Annotated in this window: 17 protein-coding genes; 11 read left to right on the top strand and 6 right to left on the bottom strand. The window is 61.9% G+C overall.

Annotation, left to right across the window (positions count from 1 at the left end; all coding sequences use genetic code 11):
- Positions 1–39 precede the first annotated feature (39 nt).
- The 7 genes from G7047_RS10090 (at position 40) to G7047_RS10120 (ending at position 9,553) form a co-directional block, all read left to right on the top strand.
- Positions 40–2,592 (top strand): TonB-dependent receptor, encoded by a 2,553-nt coding sequence (locus G7047_RS10090; RefSeq protein WP_240939433.1) that lies wholly within the window; start codon positions 40–42, stop codon positions 2,590–2,592.
- A gap of 36 nt (positions 2,593–2,628) precedes the next feature.
- Positions 2,629–2,919 carry a hypothetical protein gene (locus tag G7047_RS10095; protein ID WP_166304383.1) on the top strand — a complete coding sequence of 97 codons (291 nt, stop codon included), beginning with the start codon at positions 2,629–2,631 and terminating at the stop codon, positions 2,917–2,919.
- Between the two features lies 1 nt (position 2,920).
- The gene (locus G7047_RS10100) at positions 2,921–4,600 is read left to right on the top strand and encodes a PepSY domain-containing protein (protein WP_166304386.1); all 1,680 of its coding nucleotides are present in this window, start codon (positions 2,921–2,923) and stop codon (positions 4,598–4,600) included.
- On the top strand, positions 4,597–4,941 hold the full coding sequence (locus G7047_RS10105; RefSeq protein WP_166304389.1) for a DUF3325 domain-containing protein: 345 nt from the start codon (positions 4,597–4,599) through the stop codon (positions 4,939–4,941). The genes G7047_RS10100 and G7047_RS10105 overlap by 4 nt, the downstream gene beginning before the upstream one ends.
- Positions 4,942–5,013: 72 nt before the next feature.
- A complete protein-coding gene (locus G7047_RS10110; RefSeq protein WP_166304392.1) occupies positions 5,014–6,189 on the top strand; it encodes an efflux RND transporter periplasmic adaptor subunit in 1,176 nt (391 codons plus the stop codon).
- Positions 6,183–8,162, top strand: coding sequence for an ABC transporter permease (locus G7047_RS10115; protein WP_166304396.1), 1,980 nt, complete (start codon positions 6,183–6,185; stop codon positions 8,160–8,162). The genes G7047_RS10110 and G7047_RS10115 overlap by 7 nt, the downstream gene beginning before the upstream one ends.
- A 2-nt stretch (positions 8,163–8,164) precedes the next feature.
- A complete protein-coding gene (locus G7047_RS10120) occupies positions 8,165–9,553 on the top strand; it encodes an efflux transporter outer membrane subunit (RefSeq protein WP_166304399.1) in 1,389 nt (462 codons plus the stop codon).
- A 24-nt stretch (positions 9,554–9,577) separates the two neighbouring features.
- Here G7047_RS10120 and G7047_RS10125 read toward each other — a convergent pair whose 3' ends face one another.
- From G7047_RS10125 to G7047_RS10145, 5 genes are all read right to left on the bottom strand, one after another.
- A complete protein-coding gene (locus G7047_RS10125) occupies positions 9,578–10,258 on the bottom strand; it encodes a glutaredoxin domain-containing protein (protein ID WP_166304402.1) in 681 nt (226 codons plus the stop codon).
- Positions 10,259–10,364: 106 nt separating this feature from the next.
- Entirely contained in the window at positions 10,365–12,413 is a 2,049-nt protein-coding gene (locus G7047_RS10130; protein ID WP_166304405.1) for a M3 family metallopeptidase, read from the bottom strand.
- A 76-nt stretch (positions 12,414–12,489) separates the two neighbouring features.
- Positions 12,490–13,347 (bottom strand): bifunctional methylenetetrahydrofolate dehydrogenase/methenyltetrahydrofolate cyclohydrolase FolD, encoded by an 858-nt coding sequence (gene folD, locus G7047_RS10135; protein WP_166304408.1) that lies wholly within the window; start codon positions 13,345–13,347, stop codon positions 12,490–12,492.
- An 86-nt stretch (positions 13,348–13,433) separates the two neighbouring features.
- Positions 13,434–14,057, bottom strand: a complete 624-nt coding sequence (locus tag G7047_RS10140) for a response regulator transcription factor (RefSeq protein WP_166304411.1) — start codon at positions 14,055–14,057, stop codon at positions 13,434–13,436.
- Positions 14,054–16,600 (bottom strand): PAS domain-containing sensor histidine kinase, encoded by a 2,547-nt coding sequence (locus G7047_RS10145; protein ID WP_166304414.1) that lies wholly within the window; start codon positions 16,598–16,600, stop codon positions 14,054–14,056. The genes G7047_RS10140 and G7047_RS10145 overlap by 4 nt, the downstream gene beginning before the upstream one ends.
- Before the next feature lie 175 nt (positions 16,601–16,775).
- Here G7047_RS10145 and aceE point away from each other — a divergent pair, with 175 nt between their 5' ends.
- From aceE to G7047_RS10165, 4 genes are all read left to right on the top strand, one after another.
- The gene (aceE, locus tag G7047_RS10150) at positions 16,776–19,472 is read left to right on the top strand and encodes a pyruvate dehydrogenase (acetyl-transferring), homodimeric type (protein ID WP_166304417.1); all 2,697 of its coding nucleotides are present in this window, start codon (positions 16,776–16,778) and stop codon (positions 19,470–19,472) included.
- A gap of 21 nt (positions 19,473–19,493) precedes the next feature.
- Positions 19,494–21,137, top strand: coding sequence for a dihydrolipoyllysine-residue acetyltransferase (gene aceF, locus G7047_RS10155; protein ID WP_166304421.1), 1,644 nt, complete (start codon positions 19,494–19,496; stop codon positions 21,135–21,137).
- Positions 21,138–21,150: 13 nt separating this feature from the next.
- Positions 21,151–22,986, top strand: a complete 1,836-nt coding sequence (gene lpdA / locus G7047_RS10160) for a dihydrolipoyl dehydrogenase (protein WP_166304425.1) — start codon at positions 21,151–21,153, stop codon at positions 22,984–22,986.
- 390 nt (positions 22,987–23,376) lie between these two features.
- A complete protein-coding gene (locus tag G7047_RS10165; RefSeq protein ID WP_240939435.1) occupies positions 23,377–24,360 on the top strand; it encodes a tripartite tricarboxylate transporter substrate binding protein in 984 nt (327 codons plus the stop codon).
- Positions 24,361–24,408: 48 nt separating this feature from the next.
- Here the strand turns inward: G7047_RS10165 and G7047_RS10170 are convergent, their stop codons facing one another.
- Positions 24,409–25,881, bottom strand: a complete 1,473-nt coding sequence (locus G7047_RS10170; RefSeq protein WP_166304429.1) for a serine protease — start codon at positions 25,879–25,881, stop codon at positions 24,409–24,411.
- Positions 25,882–25,956 lie beyond the last annotated feature (75 nt).

Here is a 25,956-nt window from a genome sequence, read left to right on the forward strand (position 1 = left end):
GCGTCTTCAGGTTGAAAAACACTCCAAGGAACGCACTTCATGAGCCGCCCGCAAGAACAACAATCCGTCCTGTCCCGTCATCGCTGCAATGGGGAGGAGCCTGCGCGGCGCCCTGCATCGTCACGGCACGCCATCATGCTGGCCTGTGTGGTGGCGATGGCGGGTGCCGGCCTGCCGCAGATCGCACAGGCACAAACGGGCCAAGCGGCCATGAATGTGTCGCATCAATTGAGCCTGCCCACGCAGCCGCTCGGGCAGACGCTCAACGCGCTGGCCCGCACCTGGGGCGTGGCGATTGCCGTCGATTCATCGTTGGTGACCGGCCGCACGGCACCGGCGCAGCAGGGCGCGACGACGCTGGCCGAAGCGTTGCAGAAGGTGCTCGCAGGGACCGGGCTGGAGGCGGTTCCCACGGGCGCCTCCGTGACGGTGCAGCGCGCGCCCACGCCCACGAGCGAGCGTCTGCGCCCAGCGCCTGTGCCGGGGCAGGTGAATTCGCTTGACGAAGTGCGCGTGACCGAGGCCGCGATGCCCAGCATCTACAGCGAAGGCAAGCGCAGCTACACACCGCAGAGCGTGGAGGTCGGCAAGGCCGCTCAGTCGCTGCGCGAGATTCCACAGTCAGTCACCGTGGTTACCCGCGAGCGCATGGACGATCAGGCGATGCGTACCCTTGATGAGGTGATGAACTACACGACCGGCGTGACGCGCGAGGAAACCTGGCTGGACACTGCTTATCAGTCGCGCGGTCTGAACATCACCAATTTCCGCTATGACGGTAGCGCCACGACCTCGGTGCGCTCGGGTGCGCGTTCGCAGGACATGGCGCAGTTCGACAGCGTGGCGTTGCTGCGCGGGCCGGACGGTCTGTTTGGTGCGGGCGAGGCGGGTGGCGTGATCAACTTCACCTACAAGCGTCCGCAGGCCGAGCGCAAGACGCGCGTGTTGGTGTCCGCCGGGACCATGAGTAACTATCGCGCGGAGCTGGACACGACCGGTGCGCTCAACGAATCGGGCAGCCTGCGTGGCCGCGCGGTGGTGGTGACGCACAACCGCGACGATATGGCTGAGCCTTCGCGCCAAAAGCGTCGCCTGCTGTATGGCACGGTGGAGATGGATCTGGCGCCCGAGACCTTCGTCACGCTGGGCGCGAGCTACCAAAGCGACAAGAACCCGGGTTTCAATTCCAGCCTGCCGCGTTATGCGGATGGCTCGGACATCGGCCTGCCGCGTAACACCAACACCGGCGCGCCGTGGAACTGGATCGACCGCGAGAACACCACGCTGTTCGCCAAGCTGGACCACCAGCTCGCAGCGGGCTGGAAGCTCAAGGCACAGCTGCGCCACACGCGGTTCAACGAGGGCATCAACGCGGCCGAGATCGAGAACGCGCCTTCGCCGACCACGGGGCAGGGGGCGGACTGGTGGATCAACCAGGTCAAGACCAAGTCGCGCGAAACCGGTCTGGACGTGAACGTGCAAGGCGGCTTTGACGCCTTCGGCCAGCGCCATGACGTGATCGCGGGCTTCGACGCCATGCGCTCCAACGACGTCAGCCGTAGCCTCTGGCCGCGCATTGGCCCGGCCGACGTGTTCAATCGCGTGCCGCCGTCCGATCCCGGCTGGCCGATGAGCGACTGGGCCTACGGCTATCAAACGGTGACGCAGAAGTCTGGCCTGTATGGCTCGTTGCGGCTGCGCCCGGCCGACAATCTGGCGGTGGTGCTCGGCGGTCGCTACACGCTGCAGGACCGCTCGACCCAGCATGACAAATCGGGCATGTTGAACTCCAAGGTCGTCGAGGGCAATGTCTTTGTGCCCTACGCCGGTGTGGTGTACGACGTGATGCCGTCGGTCAGCATCTACGCGAGCACGGCCGAAATCTTCCAGTCGCAGGCGGGCAAGTTGTCCGCGCCGCTGCCCGGCACGCCGCTCGATCCGGTGCGTGGTCGGACCTACGAACTCGGCGTGAAGGGTGAACTCACGAAGAACCTGCTCGCCAGCGCGGCGATCTTCCGCACCGAGAAGAAGGGCGCTGCGGCCATGGATCCCGCCTACCCGAGCACCGAATGGCGTGGCGGCTGCTGCTGGTTTCGCGATGGCTACCAGCTCAGTAAGGGCATCGATCTGGAACTGACCGGCCAGGTCACGCCCCAGTTCCAGTTGGCTGCGGGCTACACCTTCAACGACAACGTGGACAAGCGCGCCGACGATGCGCGCTTTGCGACCATCACGCCGCGCCATTTGTTCAAGGCCTGGGGCAACTACCGCTTTGCCGGTGATCTGCGCGGCTTCAGCGCGGGTGCGGGCGTGACCATGCAAAGCGGCACCTTCCGCAAGTCTGGCATCAATGCCTACAACCCGGAATCCGGTCAGTACGACGGCGCATGGACGGCCTACCAGTTCAATGCCCCGGGCTACGCCATCTGGTCCGCGCGCGTGGGCTATGAGATCAACAAGGACTGGAGCGTGGCGATGAACGTCACCAACCTGTTCGACAAAACGTACTACAGCACCGTGGGATATGCCGGTTACGGCAACTTCTACGGCGAGAAGCGCGCAGTGCTCTTCACGCTGCAAGGCAATTTCTGATCGTGCGCGGTGGCTTGAGATGGAGATCATCACCCCATGAATGCAGGCAGGATTACGCGGCGCGCCGCGCCGTTCGTTCAGCGCCTGCTGGCGGCTGTGCTGGGCGGCTATTTGCTGGCAAGTGCGTGGGTCGTGTTCTGCGGTGCACTGTCCACACCTAAGGCGGAGGCAGTGCTCGTGGGCATGCAATTCAGCTTTGCAATCCATGTGGCGGCAGCTATCTGGGCGTTTTCGCCGGTTGCGCTGTCGCGCATGTGGTTGGGCATTGTGGTGCCGTCCGCGATGTTGGCGGTGGCCGCATTCGTGCTCATGCACTGGCGGGGGTGAGATGAGCGACCAGCACGAAAAGTCCGCCAAGAGCACCGTGAACGGCGCTGGCAGCGGTGGCTTCAGACAAGCCCATGCATGGCTGCACACCTGGTGCGGGCTGTGGTTCTCGTGGCTGCTGTTTGCGGTGTTCCTCACGGGCACACTGGCGGTTTTCGAGGATCCGATCACCCACTGGATGACGCCCGAGCACCATGCCGAGGAAGCGGCCGAGCACAGCAAACCGCAGCCCGTGGCCTCGCTCTCGCAGCGCTTGGCCTGGGGTGTGGACTACATGCGCGAACACCATCTCACCGCTTCGATGTGGGAGCTCTGGCCCGCTGATGCGCAGGGAGCGGGTGAACTGCGCGTTTTCTGGTTCGACGCCAACAAGCAATATGCGGCCGCGCAGCTCAGCACAGCCGACGGCAAGCCTATCGAGGTCAGCAAGGCGCCGCCGGTGCGCGGCACGCAGGGCGGGCATCACTTCGTGACCTTCCACTATGAGCTGCATGCGGGCACGGTGGGCCTGTGGATCGTCGGAATCGCGGCGCTTGCGATGCTGGTGGCGCTGGTGAGCGGGGTGATCACGCACAGGCGCATCTTCAAAGACTTCTTCACCTTTCGCCCGAGAAAGGGGCAGCGCAGTTGGCTCGACGCTCACAACGTGGTGGCGGTGCTCACGCTACCCTTCCAATTCATGATCGCCTACACCGGCCTTGCGATCTCGGCGCTCACCTTCATGCCGGCAGGCGTGGTGGCGCACTATGGCGTGCAGAACGCGGACCGGGAACGTTTCTCCACCGAGCTCAACGAACCAGGCAAGCCTGCAGTCAGCGGCCAGTTCATGGCGGTTCCCGAGCTTGAATCCTTTGTGCTGCGCGGCCAGCAGCTCATGGGCCAGCCGGTGCGGGCAGTGGTGATCGACCATCCCGGCGACGCATCGGCACGCATCGGCGTCTACGGGTGGAACGACGAGGAAAGCACGCTGCGGCGCATCGGTCCGAACAGCGGCATGGCGATGTTCTCTGCCGCGACCGGCGAGGTGCTGCAGGTACGCCAACCCGGCGGCGCGGACGGCGGCACGGCGACGCTCGCGCAATCGGTGATGGGCGGTCTGCACATGGTGCGCTTTGGCGGGTGGGCGCTCCAATGGCTGTACTTCATCTGCGGGCTCATGGGTGCCGTGATGATGGCCACGGGTGCGATCCTCTTCATGGTCAAACGTCGCCACAAGCATCTCGGCGAATTTGGTTCGGCGACGGTGCGCGTCTACCGCTTGATCGAAGGGCTGAACGTGGCGGCGATTGCCGGGCTGACTCTGGCCTGCGTGGGCTACCTCTGGGGCAACCGACTGGTGCCGCTGGGCATTGCGCACCGCGGCGATTGGGAGCTAGGCGTGTTCTTTGCGCTCTGGGCCCTGTCGCTGGTGCATGCGCTGTGCCGCCCGCCGCGTTCAGCGTGGAAGGAGCAACTGGCCGCGCTCGCCTTGCTGTGCCTGCTGCTGCCGGTGCTCAATGCGATCACGACCGGGGCGTTTCTGTTCAGTCAGATGCTGCATGGCGACTGGGAAAGCGCGGGCGTGGAGATGGTAGTAGTTGCAACCGGGCTGCTGGCTCTCGCCGCGCTGCGCTGGCAGTCGGGGCTGGCGGTGAGCCGCGCGCCAGCTACAAACCGTGTGCCGACCGAGGTGAATCCATGACCATGTTGTACGCAGGAATGCTGACGCTGGCACTCACGCTTGGCGCGATGACCGCACTGGCCTTGGCGATGGACCGCCATTACGAACAGTGGACGGGGCAGCGCTCCGTGCCGCCCACGCGCGCCCGATGGCTGCGCATTGCGGGCGTGCTTTTGTTGCTGCTGTCGTTGCTGCCGTGCGTTCAGCTCTGGGGCGGTACCGTGGGTTGCGTAGCCTGGCTCGGTTTCGTGTCCGCAGGTGCATTGCTGGCCGTGGCGGGCATCAGCGCGCATGCACGCTGGGCGGTGCGGGCAGTGGTGCTGGTCTTGCTGGCGGCACTCGCGTCGCTGGCGCGGCTTTGAGTGGCCAAGGTAGATGATGATTTCAATGAATAGTTTGCTGGAGCGCCGGCGCGCGTTCCGTGGAGTAGGGCGATGAACAAGGCTCGCGGACGTATTCTGCTGCTCGGTGGAGTGCTGGCGGCGGCGGCATCTGTTGCGGCGCTCTGGTGGAACACGCGCGAGCGCATCGTCTACACGACGGAGACGGTCAAGCGCGGTGATATCGAGGCGACGGTGACGGCCATCGGTACGCTGCAGCCGCTGCGCTATGTGGATGTCGGTGCACAGGTGTCGGGGCAGATCACGCGTCTGGCGGTGACGCCAGGTGCGGTGGTGAAGAAGGGCGATTTGCTGGTCGAGATCGACCCCAGCGTGCAACGCGCGACGGTGGATGCCGGCCGCGCGCAGCTGGCCAATCTGCGCGCGCAACTCGCCGAGCAACAGGCACAGCAGCGCCTCGCCACTCAGCAGCTAGCGCGCCAGCGCCAACTGACGGCCGACGAGGCCACGCGCCTCGAAGATCTGCAGACAGCGGAGGCCAACCACGCGCAGGCTGGTGCGCGCATCGACCAGTTCAAGGCGCAGATCGATCAGACGCAGGCCACGCTCAAGGCCGACGAGGCTCGGCTCGGCTATACCCGCATTTATGCGCCGATGGCAGGCACGGTGGTGTCCGTGGACGCACGCGAGGGGCAGACGCTCAATGCCACCTATCAGACGCCCGACATGATGCGCATTGCCGACCTTTCCGGCATGACTGTGTGGACCGAGGTGTCGGAAGCCGACGTGCGGCGCGTGCGCCCCGGACTGCCCGTCTACTTCACCACGCTTGGCGGTGCGGACGAGGGCGACAAGGCACGCCGCTGGCAGGGCAAGGTGCGCCAGGTGCTGCCCGCACCGCAGGTCGCCAAGGCTCAGGTGGGTGCGGCGGCCAAGCCCGCGATGGCGAGCAAGGCGGTCACCTACACCGCGCTGTTCGATGTGGACAACGCTGATGGCGAACTCATGCCACAGATGACGGCGCAGGTGGTGTTCATCTCTGCGCGCGCCGCAAACGCGGTGATCGCGCCGTTGTCGGCGCTTGCGTTGAACGGTGAGTCCACGACCGCGCGCGTGCTCGATGCCGATGGCAATCCACAGAGCCGCAACCTGCGTCTTGGCGCGCGCAGCCGCCATCAGGTCGAGGTGCTGCGGGGCTTGGGCGAGGGCGACCGGCTCATCACCTCCGAGGCCAAGACGGGCGGCGGACTGCGGTGGCTGCAATGGTGAGCGCGCAGGCGGAAACTCTTCCCGCGCTGATCGAACTGCAAGGCATTCGCCGAAGCTACGGCGGCACGGGGGGGCAACCCGAGGTGGACGTGCTGCACGGGATTGACCTGAAGATTCATGCGGGCGAGTTCGTCGCCATCGTCGGTCAGTCGGGCTCGGGCAAATCGACGCTGATGCACATTCTCGGTTGTCTGGACCGCGCAAGTGCAGGCCGCTACCGCTTTGCCGGACATGACGTCTCGACGCTCGATTCCGACGAGTTGGCGTGGCTGCGGCGCGAGGCCTTCGGCTTCGTGTTCCAGGGCTATCACCTGATCCCCACCGAATCGGCCAGCGAGAACGTTCAGGTTCCGGCGCTCTACGCAGGCATGCCCGAGAAGGTGCGCGCGGATCGCGCAGCCAAACTGCTTTTGCGCCTCGGCATTGGCGACAAGGCCGAGCTGCGCCCCAATCAGCTTTCGGGTGGGCAGCAGCAACGCGTTTCAATTGCGCGGGCACTGATGAACGGCGGGCGCATCATCCTCGCCGATGAGCCCACGGGTGCGCTTGACAGCAAGAGCGGCGAACAGGTGATGGCGCTGCTGCACGAGCTGGCCAATGCGGGTCACACCATCATCTTGATCACCCATGACCATCAGGTGGCGAAGCAGGCGCGGCGCGTGGTGGAAATCCGCGACGGCAACATTCTTGCCGACAATACCGATCACCGTGCCCTCATTCCCATCCGCACTGCGCCGCTGCAAATCGATCCCGCGCAGGCACCGCATGCAGCGGCCAACACGCTGTGGAACGACCTGCGCGAATCGGCGCGTACTGCGTGGCGCGGCATGCGGCTCAACCGCGTGCGTACTGGGCTCACGCTGCTGGGCATCGTCATCGGCGTGGCCTCGGTGATCGTGATGCTTGCCATCGGCGAGGGCGCGCGGCGGCAGGTGCTAGAGCGCATGGGCACGATGGGCACGGCGATTCTCTATATGGGCAGCCGACCGCCGAGCACCGGAGGGCCGTCGGGCGAGCTGACGGAGGCGGACCTGCAGGCGGTGCGTGAGCTGCCCGAGATGCGCTATGTGCTCCCCGTCATCGGTGATCCGACCACGGTGCGCTATGGACGCATGGACAAAGAGATCTATGTGTTTGCCGCGAGCGAACAGATGCCTGCAGTCCACCACTGGCCCGTGGGGCTGGGTCGCTTCTACACCGATGCCGAAGACCGCGCGCTCGCGCCGCTGGTGGTGCTGGGGCACAAGGCGCGGCTGCATTTCTTTCCGGACACGCCTGATCCGCTGGGCCGTCAGCTGCTGATCGGCGCTTCGCCGTTCGAAGTGATCGGCGTGATGTCCGAGCGCGGCGCGGACTCCGGTGCGCAGGACTACGACGACATGGTTTTCATCCCGTATCGCGCTGGCCGCGCGCGCGTCTATCAGACGCAGACGCAGCCCGACTATGTAGTGATGCAGGCGGTGTCATCCGAGATGGTCAATGAGGCCGAGGACGCCATCCGCAAGCTGCTGATCGCGCGGCATGGGCGTGAGGACTTCGCCATCGGCAACGCGGCTGCACGCATTCAGGCCGAAATGGCCACGCGGCGCAGCATGAGCGTGATGCTGGGTTTGATTGCAGCCGTGTCACTGGTCGTTGGCGGGATCGGCGTGATGAATGTGATGCTGATGACCGTGAAAGAACGCACGCGCGAAATCGGTATCCGCGTGGCGACGGGCGCGCGCCAGCGCGACATCCTGCGCCAATTCATGACCGAGGCGGTGCTCGTCACGCTTGTGGGCGGGACAGTGGGCGTGGCAGTGGGATTGCTGATCGGCGCGGTGTTGATTCTGACGAACGTGCCCGTGGTGTTTTCGGTCTCGGCCATGCTGGGCGCGTTCGGGTGTGCGGTGGCAACCGGACTCGTGTTCGGATACATACCGGCGCGCACGGCTGCGCGGCTCGATCCGGTGGCCGCATTGACAGGGGAATAGGGATGAGGCCACAAGAATTGAAGACACCTCCGCTGGCATTGGCCACTGCATTGTTGCTGAGTGGATGTGCCATGACGGCCAGCGATCTGCAAACAACCCATCCACCTCTGCCCGCGCAATGGACGCAGTCATCGACCTACGCAGCCGATGTCGCGATCAACAACACCTGGTGGCGCAGTCTTGGCAGCGAAGAATTGAACACGCTGATCCAACGCACGTTGGAGCATGGCAACGATGTGGCGGCCGCCATTGCGCGCGTTCGGCAGGCGGAGGCGATCGCCAGACAGGCCGGGGCAGCTTCACATGTGCAACTGACGGGCTCGCTTGATGGGCAGCGGCAAGCGCGACTGAGCGGCGATACGCAGGTCTCGGGCAACCGGTTCGGCGCCGGATTTTCGGCAAGCTACGAGGCCGATTTCTGGGGCCGCAATCGCGCCGTGTCGAACGCCGCGCTGTCGCAGTGGCAGGCCAGCCGCTTCGATTACGACACAGTGAAGCTCACGCTTGCCGCGCGTGTGGCCGATGCGTGGCTGCAGGCGCAAGCATTGCAGGAGCGCCAACTGATTGCACAGCGCAATCTGGCCAACGCCGAACGATTACTACGCTGGCTCGCTTCACGCGCGAGAGCCGGAGCTGCATCGGCGCTTGAGCTTGCGCAGCAGCGCGGACTGGTCGCCGCACAACGTCGCAATATTGCAGCGCTTGAGCAGCAACGATCTGCGGCTCTGGGCGCGCTCTCGGCACTCGTTGGCGAGCCAACCGTGGTGATGGGAACGGACATGCAATGGCATGCACTGCATGAGCCTTCGATTGCGGCGGGCCTGCCCTCGGGACTGCTCATGCGCCGCCCCGACATTGCAACCGCCGAGGCTCGTCTTTCGGCCGCAAATGCCAATGTGGCCGCAGCCCGTGCGGCCATGTTGCCGTCGCTCACACTCAGCGCCGGTATTTCCACGGGGGGAAAGGGCCTGCGCAGCATGTTTGAAAATCCGCTCTACACGCTCGGGGCAAATCTCGCTGCGCCGATTTTCGATGGGGGACGTCTGCGCGCCGGTGCGGATCTGGCGCAGGCGCAGCGTGAAGAACTGCTGGCCAACTACCGCCAGACCATCTTCGCCGCCTTCAGCGATGCCGATGTGGTGCTGCAGTCCATAGACCAATTGCAAGCGCAAAGCAGCGCACAGGCCGAGGTGCTTGCACAGGCGCAACGGGCGCTTGTCCTCGCGGAGCGCAGATACGCCGCAGGCGCGGAAACCCTGCTCACTTTGCTGGATGTGCAGCGCAATCTGTACGCGGCGCAGGATGAATCGGTGCAGCTCAGGCAGCAGCGATTGCAGGCGCGGGTGGCGCTGTTTCGAGCGTTGGGAGGGGGATGGACGTCATCTTCATGAGACCGACGATGATCGACGAAGGGCTCAGAACACCAGTCCGGTCGGGTTCGACGGAGTAGGACCGGATGGTACGGTCGTCTCGGGTGCCGGGGCCGAACGCGCGGCCGGTCTTGCGTCCTGTGTGGGGGCAGGGGCCCGTGCGGGCTCCTTGGCGGTGGCCAGTGGCGTGGCCAAAGGCTTGCGATAGGAGGCGGGGAGTTGCGACTTCTTGGGATAGCCGGCCGCGTCGAGATACTGCGTCCAGAGCGTGTCGGCAAAGCCGTTGAGGTGTTGCGCGCCGATGGTGGCGAAGGGGATGGAATTGTTGCCACTCAGTGCCTTGAGGGCTTCCATGCTTTCGTTGTTGGTCACCGTGCGTTCGGTGAAGGGGATGCCGCGCGTGATCAGCAGGTTGCGTGCATTGTTGCAGGGCAAGCAGTCGTCGCCCGTATAGAGAGTGACCGGGTATCGGTTGACGACCTGCTGCAGCGTGTAGGGAAGCGCGCCGTTGCCGGTGTCACTTTCTGCGAAATCAGTGGCCGCGCTGCCCTTGCTTTTGACGCTGGCGTTCGCGTTGTTCGCGGGCGGTTGATCGGAGAAGGTCACCTTGCCGTCGGGGCCGACGCTGCGGTAGATCTGCTGGGCTTGTACTCCAACCGACACGACAGCTGTAGCGCACAGCAAGGTGGCAGCGGCAAACACGGACAACTTTCCGACTCGGCTCATTTTTCTTATCCCTCATTGATCAGACTGATTCGAACTCTCCGATCTTGCGACTGGAGAGTTGCGATCTTGACACGAAAAAAGCCGCGATTCAATTCATCGGAATTTTTCAGTTCGCCATGCCCTGGTGACGCAGCAGCGCGTCGAGCTGCGGTTCGCGTCCACGGAAGGCCTTGAACGACTCCATGGCCGGGCGTGCGCCGCCTGCTTCGAGAATCGATTCGCGGTACTTGCGGCCAGTCTCGGGGTTGGGCGAGCCGTCAGGCAGTACGGTTTCTTCGAACGCGGCATAGGCGTCGGCGGACAGGACCTCAGCCCATTTGTAGCTGTAGTAGCCCGCCGCATAACCACCCGCGAAGATGTGGCTGAAGGTGTGGGCCATGCGGTTGTAGACCGGAGACGGCAGCACGGCGACGTCGGCGCGCACCTTCTGCAGCACGGGCATGACGGGTTGTGCGGGATCGTGCTCGGTGTGCAGCAGCATGTCGAATAGCGCGAATTCGATCTGACGCAGCGTCTGCATGCCGGACTGATAGTTCTTCGCCGCAATCATCTTGTCGTAGAGCGCTCGGGGCAGCGCCTCGCCGGTGTCGACGTGGGCGGTCATGTGCTTGAGCACATCCCATTCCCAGCAGAAGTTTTCCATGAACTGGCTGGGCAGTTCCACCGCATCCCATTCGACGCCGGAGATGCCGGACACGTCGCGCTCGTTCACTTGCGTGAGCATGTGGTGCAGGCCGTGGCCGGTTTCGTGGAAGAGGGTGATAACGTCGTCATGTGTGAGCAGGGCCGGCTTGCCTTCGACGCCCGCCGCGAAGTTGCAGACCAGATGCGCGACCGGTGTTTGCAGTTGGTGGGTGTCGGGGCGCAGCCAGCGGGTGCGCACGTCGTCCATCCATGCGCCGCCGCGCTTGCCCTTGCGGGCAGGCTGGTCGAGGTAGAACTGCCCGATCAGCACCGCGCCCTGAGGTGTCTGGCGCTCGATGCGGTAGAACTCGACGGCTGGATTCCACACGGGCGCGCTGTCCTTGCGGATCGAAACCTCGAACAGCGTCTCGACGATCTTGAACAGCCCTGCGAGCACCTTGGGTGCCGGGAAATACTGCTTGAGTTCCTGCTCGCTGAACGAGTAGCGGGCTTCCTTGAGCTTTTCCGAAATAAACGGCCAGTCCCAAGGCTGCGGATCGGCAAGGCCCAGATCGTTCTTCGCGAAGGCGCGCAGATCGGCAACGTCCTTCTCGCCATAGGGCTTGGCGCGTCGCGCCAGATCGCGCAGGAAATCGATGACCTCTGTGGGCGATTTCGCCATCTTGGTGACGACCGAGACTTCACCGAAATTCGCGTAGCCGAGCAGCTGGGATTCTTCCTTGCGCAGTGCAAGAATCTCCTGCATGTTGGCAGAGTTGTCGAACTTCAGCGCATCGCCTTGGGCCTGATCCGAGGCGCGGGTCACATAGGCATGGTAGAGCTTCTCGCGCAGCGCGCTGCTCTTGGCGAACTGCATCACCGGAAGATAGCAGGGCAGCTTGAGCGTGAGCTTGTAGCCGGGGTTGCCATCGGCCTCGGCCGCGGCACGGGCGGCCTGCTGGATGTCTTCGGGCACGCCGTCGAGTTCATCAATCTCGGCGTAGTAAGCAAAGGCGTCGGTCGCATCGAGCGCATTTTCGCTGAACTTCTGGCTCAGCTCGGCCATGCGCTCCTGAATCTTGGCGAAGCGCTCTTTGGCCGCGCCCTGCAACTCGGCGCCAGACAACACGAAGCCGCGCATCGCGTGGTCCCAGGCGGCGCGCTGTTCCTTGTTGAGCGAATGAGGAGCGATGGCCTTGTACTTGGCGTACAGCCGTTCGTCGGCACCGAGGCGCGTCCAGAACTCAGTGACCTTCGGCAAGGCCTCGTTGTAGGCGGCGCGCAGCTCGGGCGTGTCGGCCACACTGTTGAGGTGGTTGATCGCGCCCCATGCGGTTCCGAGCTTCTCGGTGGCCACATCCAGCACCGCCGAAATGTCGTTCCAGGCCGCAGGGAATTCGGGCTTGGTGACCGTCTCGAGCGCGTCATTGGAGCGGGCGATCAGTGCGTCAATGGCGGGGCCTACGTCCGACGGCTGAATGCGGTCGAATGGAGGGAGGTTGTAGTTCTCAAGAAGTGGATTGCTGCTCATGTTGGAATAAGTATCGCCAAAACGCCAGAATTCAAGCGCCGCCGGAGTCGTCCGGCGGCGATTTTTCAACGCAGAATCAGCCAGCAGCGCGCTCGGCGGATTCCATGGTGTTGACCAGCAACATCGTAATGGTCATGGGGCCGACACCACCGGGCACGGGGGTAATGAAGCCGGCCACCTGCTTGACGCCATCAAAATCCACGTCACCGCAGAGCTTGCCTGCGTCGTCGCGGTTCATGCCCACGTCGATCACCACGGCACCGGGCTTGACCATGTCTGCCGTCAGCACATTGCGTTTTCCCACGGCGGCCACAACCACATCGGCCTGACGCGTCATGGCGCCCAGATCGGCAGTGCCGCTATGGGTGACGGTCACGGTCGCGTTGGCGGCCAGCAGCATCATGGCCATGGGCTTACCGACGATGTTGGAGCGGCCGATCACCACGGCGTGCTTGCCGCGCAGATCCTTCATGCCGATGGATTCGAGCATCTTCATGCAGCCGTAGGGTGTGCAGGCCTTGAAGCCGACTTCACCAACCATCAGCGCTCCGGCGCTGGCGACGTGAAAGCCGTCCACGTCCTTGGCGGGCGAGATGGTTTCGATGACCTTGTGGTCGTCGATGTGCTTGGGCAGCGGCAACTGCACGAGGATACCGTGGATGCTCGGGTCGTTGTTGAGGGCCTCGACGCGGGCCAGCAGTTCGGCCTCGGTCATCGTGGCATCGTACTTTTCCAACACCGAATGAAAGCCCGCTTCCTCGCAGGCCTTGACCTTGTTGCGCACATAGACCTGGGACGCCTGGTTGTCACCGACGAGGACCACCGCCAGACCGGGCGTGACGCCGGATTTCGCCTTGAGCGTTGCAGCACGTGCGGCGACTTCGGTGCGGAGTTGGGCGGAGAGGGCCTTGCCATCGATGATTTGGGCTGTCATGGTGCGGGAAACGGAAATCGAGAGATAAAAATGAAAAAGCTGCCGCGATTTTCAGTTCGCTGGCAGCTCGTGCGGGGATCTGTGCCTTACGCCTTTGCGGTCGGGCCGAGTGCAATCTTGAGCAGGTCGGCCACGGTGTTGGCGTTGAGCTTTTCCATGATGTTGGCGCGGTGCGCTTCCACGGTTTTGATGCTGATGCCGAGGTCATCGGCAATCTGCTTGTTCAGGCGACCGGCAACGATGCGCTCAAGCACTTGCGATTCGCGGCCCGTGAGCTTGGAGAGCAGAGCGTCACGGCTGGCGGCTTGCTGATGGCCGGTGAAGGCTTCACGCGCGTGGTCGAGCATGCGTTCGACCAGCGGCACCAGCTCGTCCTCGTTGAAAGGCTTCTGGATGAAATCCAGTGCGCCTTTCTTCATGGTGTTCACCGCCATGGGCACGTCGCCGTGGCCGGTGATAAAGACGATGGGCAGCGGGGAGTTGCGTTCCAGCAGGCGGTCCTGCAGTTCGAGGCCCGTCATGCCGCCCATGCGGATGTCGACGATCAGACAGGCGACTTCACGGGGATCGTAACGCGCCAGAAATGATTCAGCCGAATCAAAGCAACGTACGCGGTAGTCTTTGCCTTCCAATAACCATTGCAGGGAGTCACGTACCGCTTCGTCGTCATCAACGACGTAGATCGTGCCTTTTTTCGGGATCAAACTCATTCGATAGTCCTTGGCTTTGGCGTTGCTACAGATTCAGTAGTGGCGGCCGCTGTTGTCGTCAGTGGCAACCAGAAAGAGAACCGGCACCCGGTCACTTCTGTTCCATTGTAGATGTTCTCGGCCTGCATTCGTCCGTGATGAGACTCAACGATGCTGCGACACAAGTTCAGTCCGATGCCCATGCCTTCCTGTTTGGTCGAGAAAAAGGCCTCGAACAAATGGGCTAGCACCTCGGGAGCAAGGCCCTTGCCAGTGTCCTGCACAGAGAATTCGACGACATTCTGCCCGTCCAACTGGCGCGGGACAACTCGCAATTCCACACTGCGGCGTGCGGTGGGGCGGTCAGCCTGGTTGATCGATTCTGCACCGTTCTTCATCAAGTTGATGAGCACCTGCTCGATCAGAATCGTGTCTGCCATCACCTTGGGCAGGCGCGCGGCTACGTAGTGCGTGAGCCGCACATTGTTGCGGCGCAGCTCGATGTCGGCGAGTTCTACCGCTTCGTTCACCATGCTGTGAACGTCTGCGAGAGTCTGATTGGGCTCGCTTTTTTTCACAAACTGGCGGATACGCTGGATGATCTGGCCTGCGCGTTGTGCCTGATGGGCCGTTTTCTGCAGAACCGTGATCAGCATTTCCTCGCTGATCTGCTTGTTCTCGATGCGCGAGACCATGCCGCTGCAGTAGTTGCTGATGGCCGCCAGCGGCTGGTTGAGTTCGTGCGCCACGCTGGAAGCCATCTCGCCCATGGTGATCAGTCGGCTTACCGATTGCGCTCTTTCCGCCTGTCGAGCCGCCTGTTCTTCGGCGAGACGGCGCGGCGTGATGTCGGTGGCGATCACCATCTGTGCGAGACGTCCGTCGACCCAGTTCAGATAGCGCGAGCGCACCTCCAGCCACTTGCCGAGTTCGGGCCGGTAGATTTCGGCATTCTCGGATCGCGCGCTAGTCAGCGAATCGGTCGGCAGGCCCATCAGTCCGTCCTCATCATCAACGCTGGTGGGCTCCTTGGCTGGCAGCACTCCGGCCTGTGCAACCAGTTCGAGATGACCGTCGGTCTGCGAGCCAAACCACTGGCGATACAGCCGGTTGGCAAACAGCAATTCGGCACTCCCCAGCGGCGCAACCGACACAGAAGCATCAAGCGACTCCAGCACCACAGTGAATCGTTCGTGCGATGCGGTGAGTTGTTCGCGCACGCGGTTGGGTTCGGTGATGTCGGTCATCGACGTCATCCAGCCCGTCTGCTTGCCCTTGGCATCCACGAGCGGCGACACATAGAGGCGGGCGTCGAACAGCGATCCGCTCTTGCGCTTGACCCGTGCCTGAAAACCGCCCGGAACGCCTTTGCCGGAGAGTTCGTCATTGGTCTTGGATTGGAAGGTTTCGTGGTCCGTGTCGGGCCAGTACGAGTAGGGCGGAGTCTGGCCGACGAGGTCCTGCTCGCTCCAGCCAGTCATCTGGCAGAAAGCGGCATTCACATAGGTGATGCGGCCTTGCATGTCCACGGCACGCATGCCGGTGAGCATGGAGTTCTCCATCGCGCGCCGAAAGTTGGTTTCGGCCACCAGTGCCTGCTGCGCCTGCAATCTGCGGCGCGTGTGGCGCCAAGTGGCGATGAGCAGCCAAGCCGTCATCACCGACAACGCACCCACCAGCCAGAACAGCCCGCTGCCGATCACGCCAAGCGACGTGCGATAGGCTTGTGCGCGCAGCATCAAGCCATTGCCCACAGGGGATACAGGCACCTCATATTCGTTGGCGCGTGCATCGCGTGTGATCAGCGCCTTGCGGCGTGGTTCGAGCGGTGTGCCTGCGAGGATTTGCCCGTTGCTGTCGAGCAGCGTCACCGCGTAGCGCGCGAGCACCTCGGTCGGTGTGCCATAACGCAGCAGGTTATCGATCGAATATTCGCTCAGTACCACGCCCGCGAACTTGCCTTGCGATGCGAGCGGGACCTGCAATTGCAGCAGCGGCGGCACATCATTGCGCGAGCCGATGGGCTGCGAGTACACCGGTTGCTGCATGTCGCGAGCGAGCGAAAAAGTATCTGCGGTGTCGCCACGCTTGAGTGTTTCGCCCACCACGCGCAACTGGTTGCTCGAAAGCGTGGGGGCAGCGTGGCTTGCGCGAATGCGCAAACGTTCATCGATCCAGGTGACGGCCTGCAGCTCGGGGTATTGGCTGATCAGTGCTTCGGCGCGACGGTCGAATTCGGCGCGGTCCAGATCCTGATTGGAGAGGTCGCGCGCGATGCGCATGACCTGCTCCTGGCGCTCGAGTAGGCGCAAACGCACACGCTGTTGTGCATATTCCACATCTCGCTTGAGGGCTTCCTTTTCGCGCTCGATTTCTTCGCTGCGCAAATACCAGAAAGAAGCCACGATGGCGGCAAGAAACATCAGCACCGCAGCCAGTGGCGCGAGCGCGGCAAAGCGGTCTTGCCGTGTGGGCGAAAGACTGCGCCACCAAGTACGCCACCATCGCACTGGGGCTTTCAAGGTTTCTGCTGGTGGTTTTCCCGCATTGTCTGAGGCTGTCATGGCCGAGAGTTTATAGGAGCTTCGAGGGAGATTTCATAGCAAGAAAAAATGTGCGATTGCAACAAAATTCCATAATATAAAAAGTCATGGCACCATTCGAAATTTAGCCAAAACTGTGCGAAACTCCGTGCAAATTTATGGTTTTAATAAGCTATTTCCACCAAGGAGACTCGGCATGGCAGAAGCAATCCCCAGCCAAACTGGCAAAGCAATCGACCCCCAGGAAACACGTGAGTGGATGGATGCGCTGACTGCCGTCATCGACCGTGAGGGCGCTCAATACGCCCACCAGCTGATCGAGGAGCTGTTGGAACACGCACGCGAGAACAGCATTGACATGCCGTTCTCTGCCAACACAGGTTATGTGAACACCATCGAAACCGATCAGGAAGCCAAGTGCCCCGGCAATCTGATCATCGAAGGCCGTCTGCGCGCCTACATGCGATGGAACGCGATGGCGATGGTTGTCAAGGCCAACCGCATTCACCCCCCCGAAGGTGGTGATCTGGGTGGCCACATCGGTTCGTTCGCCTCGCTCGCCAACATGTTTGGTGCGGGCTTCAATCATTTCTGGCACGCGGAAAACGAAAATCATGGTGGCGACTGCCTGTTCATTCAGGGCCACGTGTCTCCCGGCATCTATGCACGCGCCTATCTGGAAGGTCGTATCTCCGAAGAGCAACTGCTGAACTTCCGCCAGGAAGTGGACGGCAAGGGCCTGTCAAGCTATCCGCACCCCAAGCTGATGCCCAACTTCTGGCAGTTCCCCACGGTGTCGATGGGCCTCGGCCCGCTGATGGCGATCTACCAAGCCCGCTTCCTCAAGTACCTGCACGCACGCGGCATCGCCAACACCGAAAACCGCAAGGTCTGGGTGTTCTGCGGCGACGGTGAAATGGACGAGGTGGAATCGCTGGGCGCCATTGGCCTGGCCGCTCGCGAAAACCTCGACAACCTCGTGTTCGTCATCAACTGCAATCTGCAGCGCCTCGATGGCCCAGTGCGCGGCAACGGCAAGATCATTCAGGAACTCGAAGGCGAATTCCGCGGTTCCGGCTGGAACGTGATCAAGCTCATCTGGGGCAAGGGCTGGGACGACCTGCTGGCGCGCGACAAGGAAGGTGCGCTGCGCAAGATCATGATGGAATGCAACGATGGCGACTATCAGGCCTTCAAGGCCAACGACGGCGCTTACGTTCGCAAGCATTTCTTCGGCCGCGATCCACGCACTCTGAAGATGGTCGAGCACATGAGTGACGACGAGATCTGGGATCTGCGCCGTGGTGGCCATGATTCGCAAAAGGTCTACGCCGCGTTCGCCGCCGCCAACACCCATAAGGGCCAGCCCACCGTGCTGCTGGTGAAGACCGTGAAGGGCTTCGGCATGGGCAAGATCGGTGAAGGCAAGAACACCGTTCACCAGACCAAGAAGCTTGGCGACGAAGACATCAAGGCTTTCCGCGACCGCTTCAACATCCCGATTCCGGACAGCCAGATCGCCGACATTCCGTTCTACAAGCCCGCCGACGACACCCCGGAGATGAAGTATCTGCATGAGCGCCGCAAGGCCTTGGGCGGTTACCTGCCGCATCGCCGCGAAAAGGCCGACGAGCAGTTCACCGTGCCGCCTCTGGATACCTTCAAGGCCGTGCTCGAGGCCACGCCGGAGGGCCGCGAAATCTCGACCACGCAAGCCTATGTGCGCTTCCTCACGCAACTGCTGCGAGACAAGGAAATCGGTCCTCGCGTCGTGCCGGTGCTGGTCGATGAAGCCCGTACCTTCGGTATGGAAGGTCTGTTCCGCCAGATCGGCATCTACAACCCGCACGGTCAGCAGTACACACCTGTCGATAAAGACCAGGTCATGTACTACAAAGAAGACACCAAGGGCCAGATCCTGCAAGAAGGCATCAACGAAGCGGGCGGCATGGCCAGCTGGATTGCAGCGGCAACCAGCTACAGCCATTCCAACCGCATCATGATTCCGTTCTACATCTACTACTCGATGTTCGGATTCCAGCGCATTGGCGACCTGGCATGGGCTGCCGGTGATCTGCAAGCACGCGGCTTCCTGTTGGGCGGTACCTCGGGCCGCACGACGCTGAACGGCGAAGGTCTGCAGCACGAAGACGGCCACAGCCACATTCTGGCCAACACGATTCCGAACTGCATCAGCTATGACCCGACCTTCGCTCACGAAGTCGCGGTGATCATGCACGAAGGTCTGCGCCGCATGGTGCAGAACCAGGAAAACGTGTTCTATTACCTGTCGCTGCTGAACGAGAACTACGCGATGCCAGGCCTCACACCCGGCACCGAAGAGAAGATCCTGAAGGGCATGTATCTGTGCAAGTCCGGCGGCGCTGGCGATCTGCGCGTACAGCTGCTGGGATCGGGCACCATCCTGCGTGAATCCTTCTTCGCACAGGAACTGCTGGCTCAGGACTGGGGTGTTGCCGCCGACATCTGGAGCTGCCCAAGCTACAACGAACTGACCCGCGACGGCCAGGAAGCAGAACGCTGGAACATGCTGCACCCGCTGGAAACACCGAAAGTGCCGTTCGTCACGCAAGAGCTCTCGAACAGCACAGGCCCCATCGTGTCGTCGACCGACTATATGAAGGCCTACTCCGAACAGATCCGCCCCTACATTCCCAAGGGCCGCTCGTTCAAGGTGCTGGGTACCGACGGCTTTGGTCGCTCGGACTTCCGTGCCAAGTTGCGTGAGCACTTCGAGGTGAACCGCCACTACATTGTTCTGGCCGCACTGACGGGCCTCGTGGAGGAGGGCAAGCTGCCTGCGCAGAAACTCGCCGACGCGATTGCCAAGTACGGCATCAAGACCGAAAAGATCAACCCGCTGCACGCCTGATAGCCCAAGGGAGACACCAAGATGGCACTGACAGAAATTAAAGTCCCGGACATTGGCGATTTCGCAGAAGTCGGCGTGATCGAAATTCTCGTGAAGCCCGGTGATACCGTCACGGTCGAGCAATCGCTGATCACCGTCGAGTCCGACAAGGCCTCGATGGAGATTCCCTCGAGCCACGCTGGCGTGGTCAAGGAACTCAAGGTGAATGTGGGCGACAAGGTCAAGGAAGGCTCAGTTGTACTGATGCTGGAGACCGCAGGCGAAGCGGCTGCAGCCGCACCGGCTGCGGCTGCGCCTGCGCCAGCACCTGCTCAGGCAGCAGCGCCTGCGCCTGTGGCCGCTGCAACTGCTCCGGCTGTCGCGACCAGCATGGACATCAAGATCCCCGACATTGGCGATTTCAAGGACGTTGCCGTCATTGAACTGCTGGTGAAAGTGGGCGACACGGTCACCGCCGAGCAGTCGCTGTTCACCGTCGAATCCGACAAGGCCTCGATGGAAATCCCATCGCCAGCCGCTGGCACGATCACCGCGCTGACCCTCAAGGTCGGCGACAAGGTGAATGTGGGCGACACCGTTGGTCAAATGAGTGCGCAGGGCGCGGCAGCCGCTTCGGCACCAGCTCCGGTTGCGGCCCCTGCGGCAGCAGCGCCCGCGGCTTCGGCACCTGTTGCCGCAGCTGCGCCAGCCGCTGCAATCGTTCCCGCGCACAACCCGACCGTGCCGCCATCCGGCAGCCTGCCATACGCATCGCCCTCCGTGCGCAAGTTCGCCCGCGAATTGGGCGTGCCGCTGGAAGAAGTCAAGGGCACCGGCAACAAGGGCCGCATCGTCGCGGAAGACGTGCAAGCCTTCACCAAGCAGGTGATGACCGGCGCGGTGCAGACCAAGGCGCAAGCTGCGATCGCTCCCAAGGGTGGCTCGGGCGTGGGTCTCGATTTGCTGCCATGGCCGAAGGTCGATTTCGCCAAGTTTGGCACCGTCGAGCGCAAGGACCTCTCGCGCATCAAGAAGATCTCGGGCGCGAACCTCTCGCGCAATTGGGTCATGATCCCGCACGTCACCAACAATGACGACGCAGACATCACCGAACTCGAAGCTTTCCGCGTCTCCACCAACAAGGAGAACGAGAAGAGCGGCGTCAAGGTCACCATGCTCGCCTTCGTGATCAAGGCCGTGGTTGCGGCGCTCAAGAAGTTCCCCGAGTTCAACACTAGCCTCGACGGCGACACTCTTGTCTACAAGCAGTACTACAACATCGGCTTCGCGGCGGACACGCCGAACGGCCTGGTCGTTCCAGTACTGAAAGATGCCGACAAGAAGGGCATCATGCAGATCAGCCAGGAAATGGGCGATCTGGCCAAGAAGGCTCGCGATGGCAAGCTCGGCGCTGCAGACATGCAGGGCGGTTGCATGTCGATCAGCTCGCTGGGCGGCATCGGCGGCACGCACTTCACCCCCATCATCAACGCACCAGAAGTCGCGATCCTCGGCCTGTCCAAGGGGGCGATGAAGCCGGTGTGGGATGGCAAGCAATTCGTGCCACGCCTGATTCTGCCGATGTCGCTGTCTTACGACCACCGCGTGATCGACGGCGCTTCCGCCGCGCGTTTCAACGCCTATCTGGGTCAGGTGCTGGCGGACTACCGTCGCATCTTGCTGTAAAGGGACTTGCATCATGGCAATCATTGATATCAAGGTTCCCGACATTGGCGACTTCGCAGACGTTGGCGTGATCGAACTGCTGGTCAAACCCGGCGACAAAATCGAAGTCGATCAGTCGCTGATGACTGTTGAAAGCGACAAGGCTTCGATGGAAATCCCATCGAGCCACGCTGGCGTGGTCAAGGCCATTCTGGTCAAGATCGGCGACCGCGTCTCCGAAGGCTCGGCGATCGTGAGCATGGAAGTCGGCGCGGATTCGGCATCGCTTGCTGCGCCCAAGGGCGACAACGTGGCGGTGGCTGCACCTGTGGCAGCGCAACCCGTTGTTGCAGCTCCAGCACCCGTGGCCAGCAACTTCAGCGGTACGGTCGATCTGGACTGCGACGTAGTCGTCATCGGCGGGGGTCCTGGCGGTTACTCGGCTGCATTCCGTGCAGCCGATCTGGGCCTGAAGGTCGTCGTGGTCGAGCGCTACAAGACGCTTGGCGGTGTATGCCTGAACGTGGGCTGCATCCCATCCAAGGCGCTGTTGCACGTGGCGGCGGTGATGGACGAGGTCAAGCACCTCGAAGTCGCTGGCGTCAAGTTTGCCGCTCCCGAGGTCAACATCGATCAATTGCGTGGACACAAGGACAAGGTCATCGGCAAGCTCACCGGTGGTCTGGGTCAGATGGCCAAGATGCGCAAGGTGACCATTGTTCGCGGCTACGGCAACTTCGTGGGTGCGAACCACCTCGAAGTCGAAGAAACCACGGGCGACGGTCAAGAGAAGACCGGCACCAAGAAGGTCGTTCAATTCAAGAACGCCATCATTGCCGCAGGCTCGCAAGCCGTGCATCTGCCATTCATGCCCAAGGACGAACGCGTGGTCGATTCGACCGGCGCGCTGGATCTGAAGAACGTGCCCAAACGCATGTTGATTCTGGGCGGCGGCATCATCGGCCTGGAAATGGGCACCGTGTATTCCACGCTCGGCTCGCGTCTTGACGTCGTAGAAATGATGGACGGCCTGATGCAAGGCGCTGATCGCGATTTGGTCAAGGTCTGGCAAAAGATGAACGCACCGCGTTTCGACAACATCATGGTCAACACCAAGACCGTGGGCGCCGAAGCTACACCCGAAGGTATCAAGGTCACGTTCGAAGCAGCGAAGGAGGGCGTTACCGTCCCCGAGCCACAGACCTACGATCTGGTTCTGCAAGCCGTGGGCCGCACGCCCAATGGCAAGAAGATCGGCGCTGAAAAGGCGGGCGTTTCCGTCACGGATCGCGGCTTCATCAACGTCGACATCCAGATGCGTACCAACGTGCCGCACATCTTCGCCATCGGCGACATCGTCGGCCAACCCATGCTCGCGCACAAAGCCGTGCATGAAGCGCATGTGGCCGCTGAAGTTATCGCAGGCGAACTACAAGGCAACAAGGAGCTGGCCTCGGCCGCCTTCAACGCCCGCGTGATTCCAAGTGTGGCCTATACCGACCCCGAAGTGGCATGGGTTGGCCTCACCGAAGATCAGGCGAAGGCACAGGGTATCAAGGTCAAGAAGGGCATGTTCCCATGGGCAGCCTCCGGCCGCGCCATCGCCAATGGCCGCGATGAAGGCTTCACCAAGCTGCTGTTCGACGATTCACCAGAAGCCCACGGCCACGGCCGAATCCTGGGCGGCGGCATGGTCGGCACCCACGCTGGGGACATGATCAGCGAAGTCGCTTTGGCGATTGAAATGGGCGCAGACACCGTGGACATCGGCAAGACCATCCACCCGCACCCCACACTGGGCGAATCCATCGGCATGGCAGCGGAAGTGGCGCACGGCACTTGCACGGACGTGCCACCGGTGCGCAAGTAAGCAAGCTGTAGATCGAGCTTCAACAGGAAAGCAGCTTCGGCTGCTTTTTTGTTGGCTGAGGATACTGGGATCGCCCGCAGAAAACTGGGCCAATATCTTGTATTGGTTGCGAACTTGGCAAATGACTGTGCTCGATTCCCCGCCTCATCCATTCGAACCGTTGATGCCCTTCGACGTGCGTCAGGAGTGAGTGCGGCGGGGGTTCATCCCGACGCCGGTGAAGTGCTGTTGTTTCGCCGTTTCAGTAGCGCCGACTTTGGGATACTGGATTTCGAGGCGCTTCCGCACAATATGATCTGCGGGTAAGCCCTGAATTCTCTGTTGTCGCCGAGAGGGGTTCAGAGGAAACCGGGCACTATCATCATTCTTCAGATTCTTTGGAAGACAGCGATGAAGATGATGATCAGGAAGACAAAAACTTTGCTGGCAGCCGCTGCGTTGCTGGCGACGAGCAACGTGGTTCTGGCGGCCTATCCCGACAAGCCCGTCAAGCTAATCGTGCCGTTCCCGCCCGGGCAGGCGACCGATATCTTCGCCCGCGCACTGGCTGAAAAGCTGGGGCAGAAGCTTGGTCAGGCGGTCGTGGTGGATAACAAGGCAGGGGCGGGCAGCAACATCGGCACCGAATTCGTCGTTCGCTCCGAGCCCGATGGCTACACGCTTGTCGTGGCGGGTAGCGCGATGGCGGTGAATCAGACGCTGTACAAGAAGGTGAACTTCGACCCGCGCAAGGATCTCGTGGGTGTGACGATGATCGCCAAGGTGCCATTGGTGTTCCTCGCCAATCCCAAGACCGGTTTGCATGACATGAAGGACCTCGTCAGCAAGGTGCGCACCGAACCCGGCAAATGGAGCTACGCCAGCGCAGGCATTGGCGGCACGCAGCACTTGAGCGGCGAGATGGTGAAGGCGCGCACCAAGCTCGATCTCATGCATGTGCCTTACAAGGGCAGTGGCCCCGCGCAGGCGGACTTTCTGGGCGGTCAGGTGCCGCTGATGGTTGACTCGGTCACTGCAGCGCTGGCCAATATCCAGGCGGGTAAGGCGATTCCCTTGGGCGTGACATCATCTGGCCGCTCCAGCCAGTTGCCCAACGTGCCGACGATTGCAGAGTCCGGGCTGCCTGAGTTCAAGGGCTTTGAGGCAGTGGGCTGGCTTGGCCTGATGGCTCCAAAGGGAACGCCCAAGGCCGTTGTCGAAAAGCTCAATAGTGAGGCCGTCGCGATCCTCAAAAGTGATGAGATGCAGAAATTCATCCGCGACCGCGGCTCCGAGCCTGACCCGAGCACCCCGCAGGAAATGGACAAGTTCATCGCAAGCGAGATTGTGGAGTGGGGCAAGGCTGTGAAACAGTCGGGCGCTTCTGCGGATTGAGACAGACGTTCATTTCAATCCGCCCGGCCAACTGAGCGGAAGAACTGATCAACTTGAACTGGGCGCCAGCCAGGCTTTCACGGCCGTGAAGGCCTGATCGAATCGGGTGTACAGATCATCACCACTATGACAGGTGGAGGTTCCCCCCGAAAGCAAGCCGACATATTTCCCGCTGGCAAAAATGGCAGAGCCGCTGCTGCCGACTTCGGTGATACCTTTGCTCCAGGCGATCTGAACCATGTTGCCGCTGCTCGAGTAGCTGTCGGCGCAGGAGATGGAGCTATCGGCGTTGATTGTGCAATTCAGAGCGGACTTCACAGCCCCGAAACTGATTTTCTGCAGGTCGCCAGCGGGATGATGGATGCCGACTACGGATGTTCCGTTGGCGATCTTGGATGTGGTCCAACCCGCATAGGTGACGCCAGTGGGAGGCGTGTCGTTGAGGCGCAGCAGCGTGAAGTCTGGATTGGTTTGGGTGGACAGCAATGTGGCACCGTTTCTGCTTTTCGTGCCGCTGCTGTAGGTCAGCGAGTTGCAACTGCTGGAATGGAAGAACCATGTGCTCTCAATGGTCGACGCCACGGTTTGTTTCGATATGCAGTGATTGGCTGTGGCCACGTAGGGCACGCGGTTCGCCTTCGTGTTGTTCAGCAGCGTGGCTGTGCACTGGTAGTAGTCGCCGCCTTGCAGGTACTTGATCAGCATGACGGAGTTGCGAGTGGTCGTGTATTCGGCATAGCAGCTCGAATCCAGTTCGCAAGTTGCGGAGTCGCCGGCTGCCCGCGTTTCGGCCGAGATCATGTTGGCCTTCAAGGCGACGGCCGCAGAATTGGCATAGACATGAATGATTTTCGGAATCGTGAACTGCAGTTCATCGATGGATGCGCCTGGCGGAAGTTCGATCTCCATCGTGATGACATCGTCCTCGACGCTGGGTGCCCACCACATGCTGGCATCGTCCGTCGTGTCCCCGGATTGCTTGTTGGCCTGGATGATCTCAAGGATCTGCGCCCCGGTGGTTTGACTGGCCTCCGTGCGGGTGTTGCCGGGGTAGGTTCGGAAGATGGCGCCGGCTGGAATCTGTCCAATCTCCAAACCCAGTCGCACTTCGTATGCGCCTGAAGAGATGAATTGAATGGCCGATATTTTTCCGCCAAGTGGTGTTGGATTCCAGTTCAGTTGACTGGAAACCAGGGACGTCGTGGAAGTGGTGGCACTGTCCCGAGAGACGCCCACTTTGGCGACTCCATGGCTACTCGTAATTTCTGAGCTTTTGGCAACGGTGTAGGTGCCGAGGTCGATAACCGTAGGTGTGATGTTCACTGGCTCCAGGTCCGTTGCGATGTATGGGCTGGAAACCTTTTCGGCCTGACTCACGGGCTCGACGGTTTGGTCGCTGACTGCTGTGGTCGAGGCGCTTGCCGAATCGCTGTCGGATCCACCGCAGGCACTCAAACCTGTTGCAAGCAGGATCGACAGGAGGAAGGGGGCGGATGTTCTTTGGAGCGTTTGAAGATTCATTTTCTTGTGCCGTTGAATTTTTAGAGTGGAATTCCCACCCACGTTGGAATGGGTCGGAAAACTGTATCGACGCAG

The sequence above is a fragment of the Diaphorobacter sp. HDW4A genome (genome assembly GCF_011305995.1).
Taxonomy (GTDB): domain Bacteria; phylum Pseudomonadota; class Gammaproteobacteria; order Burkholderiales; family Burkholderiaceae_C; genus Diaphorobacter_A.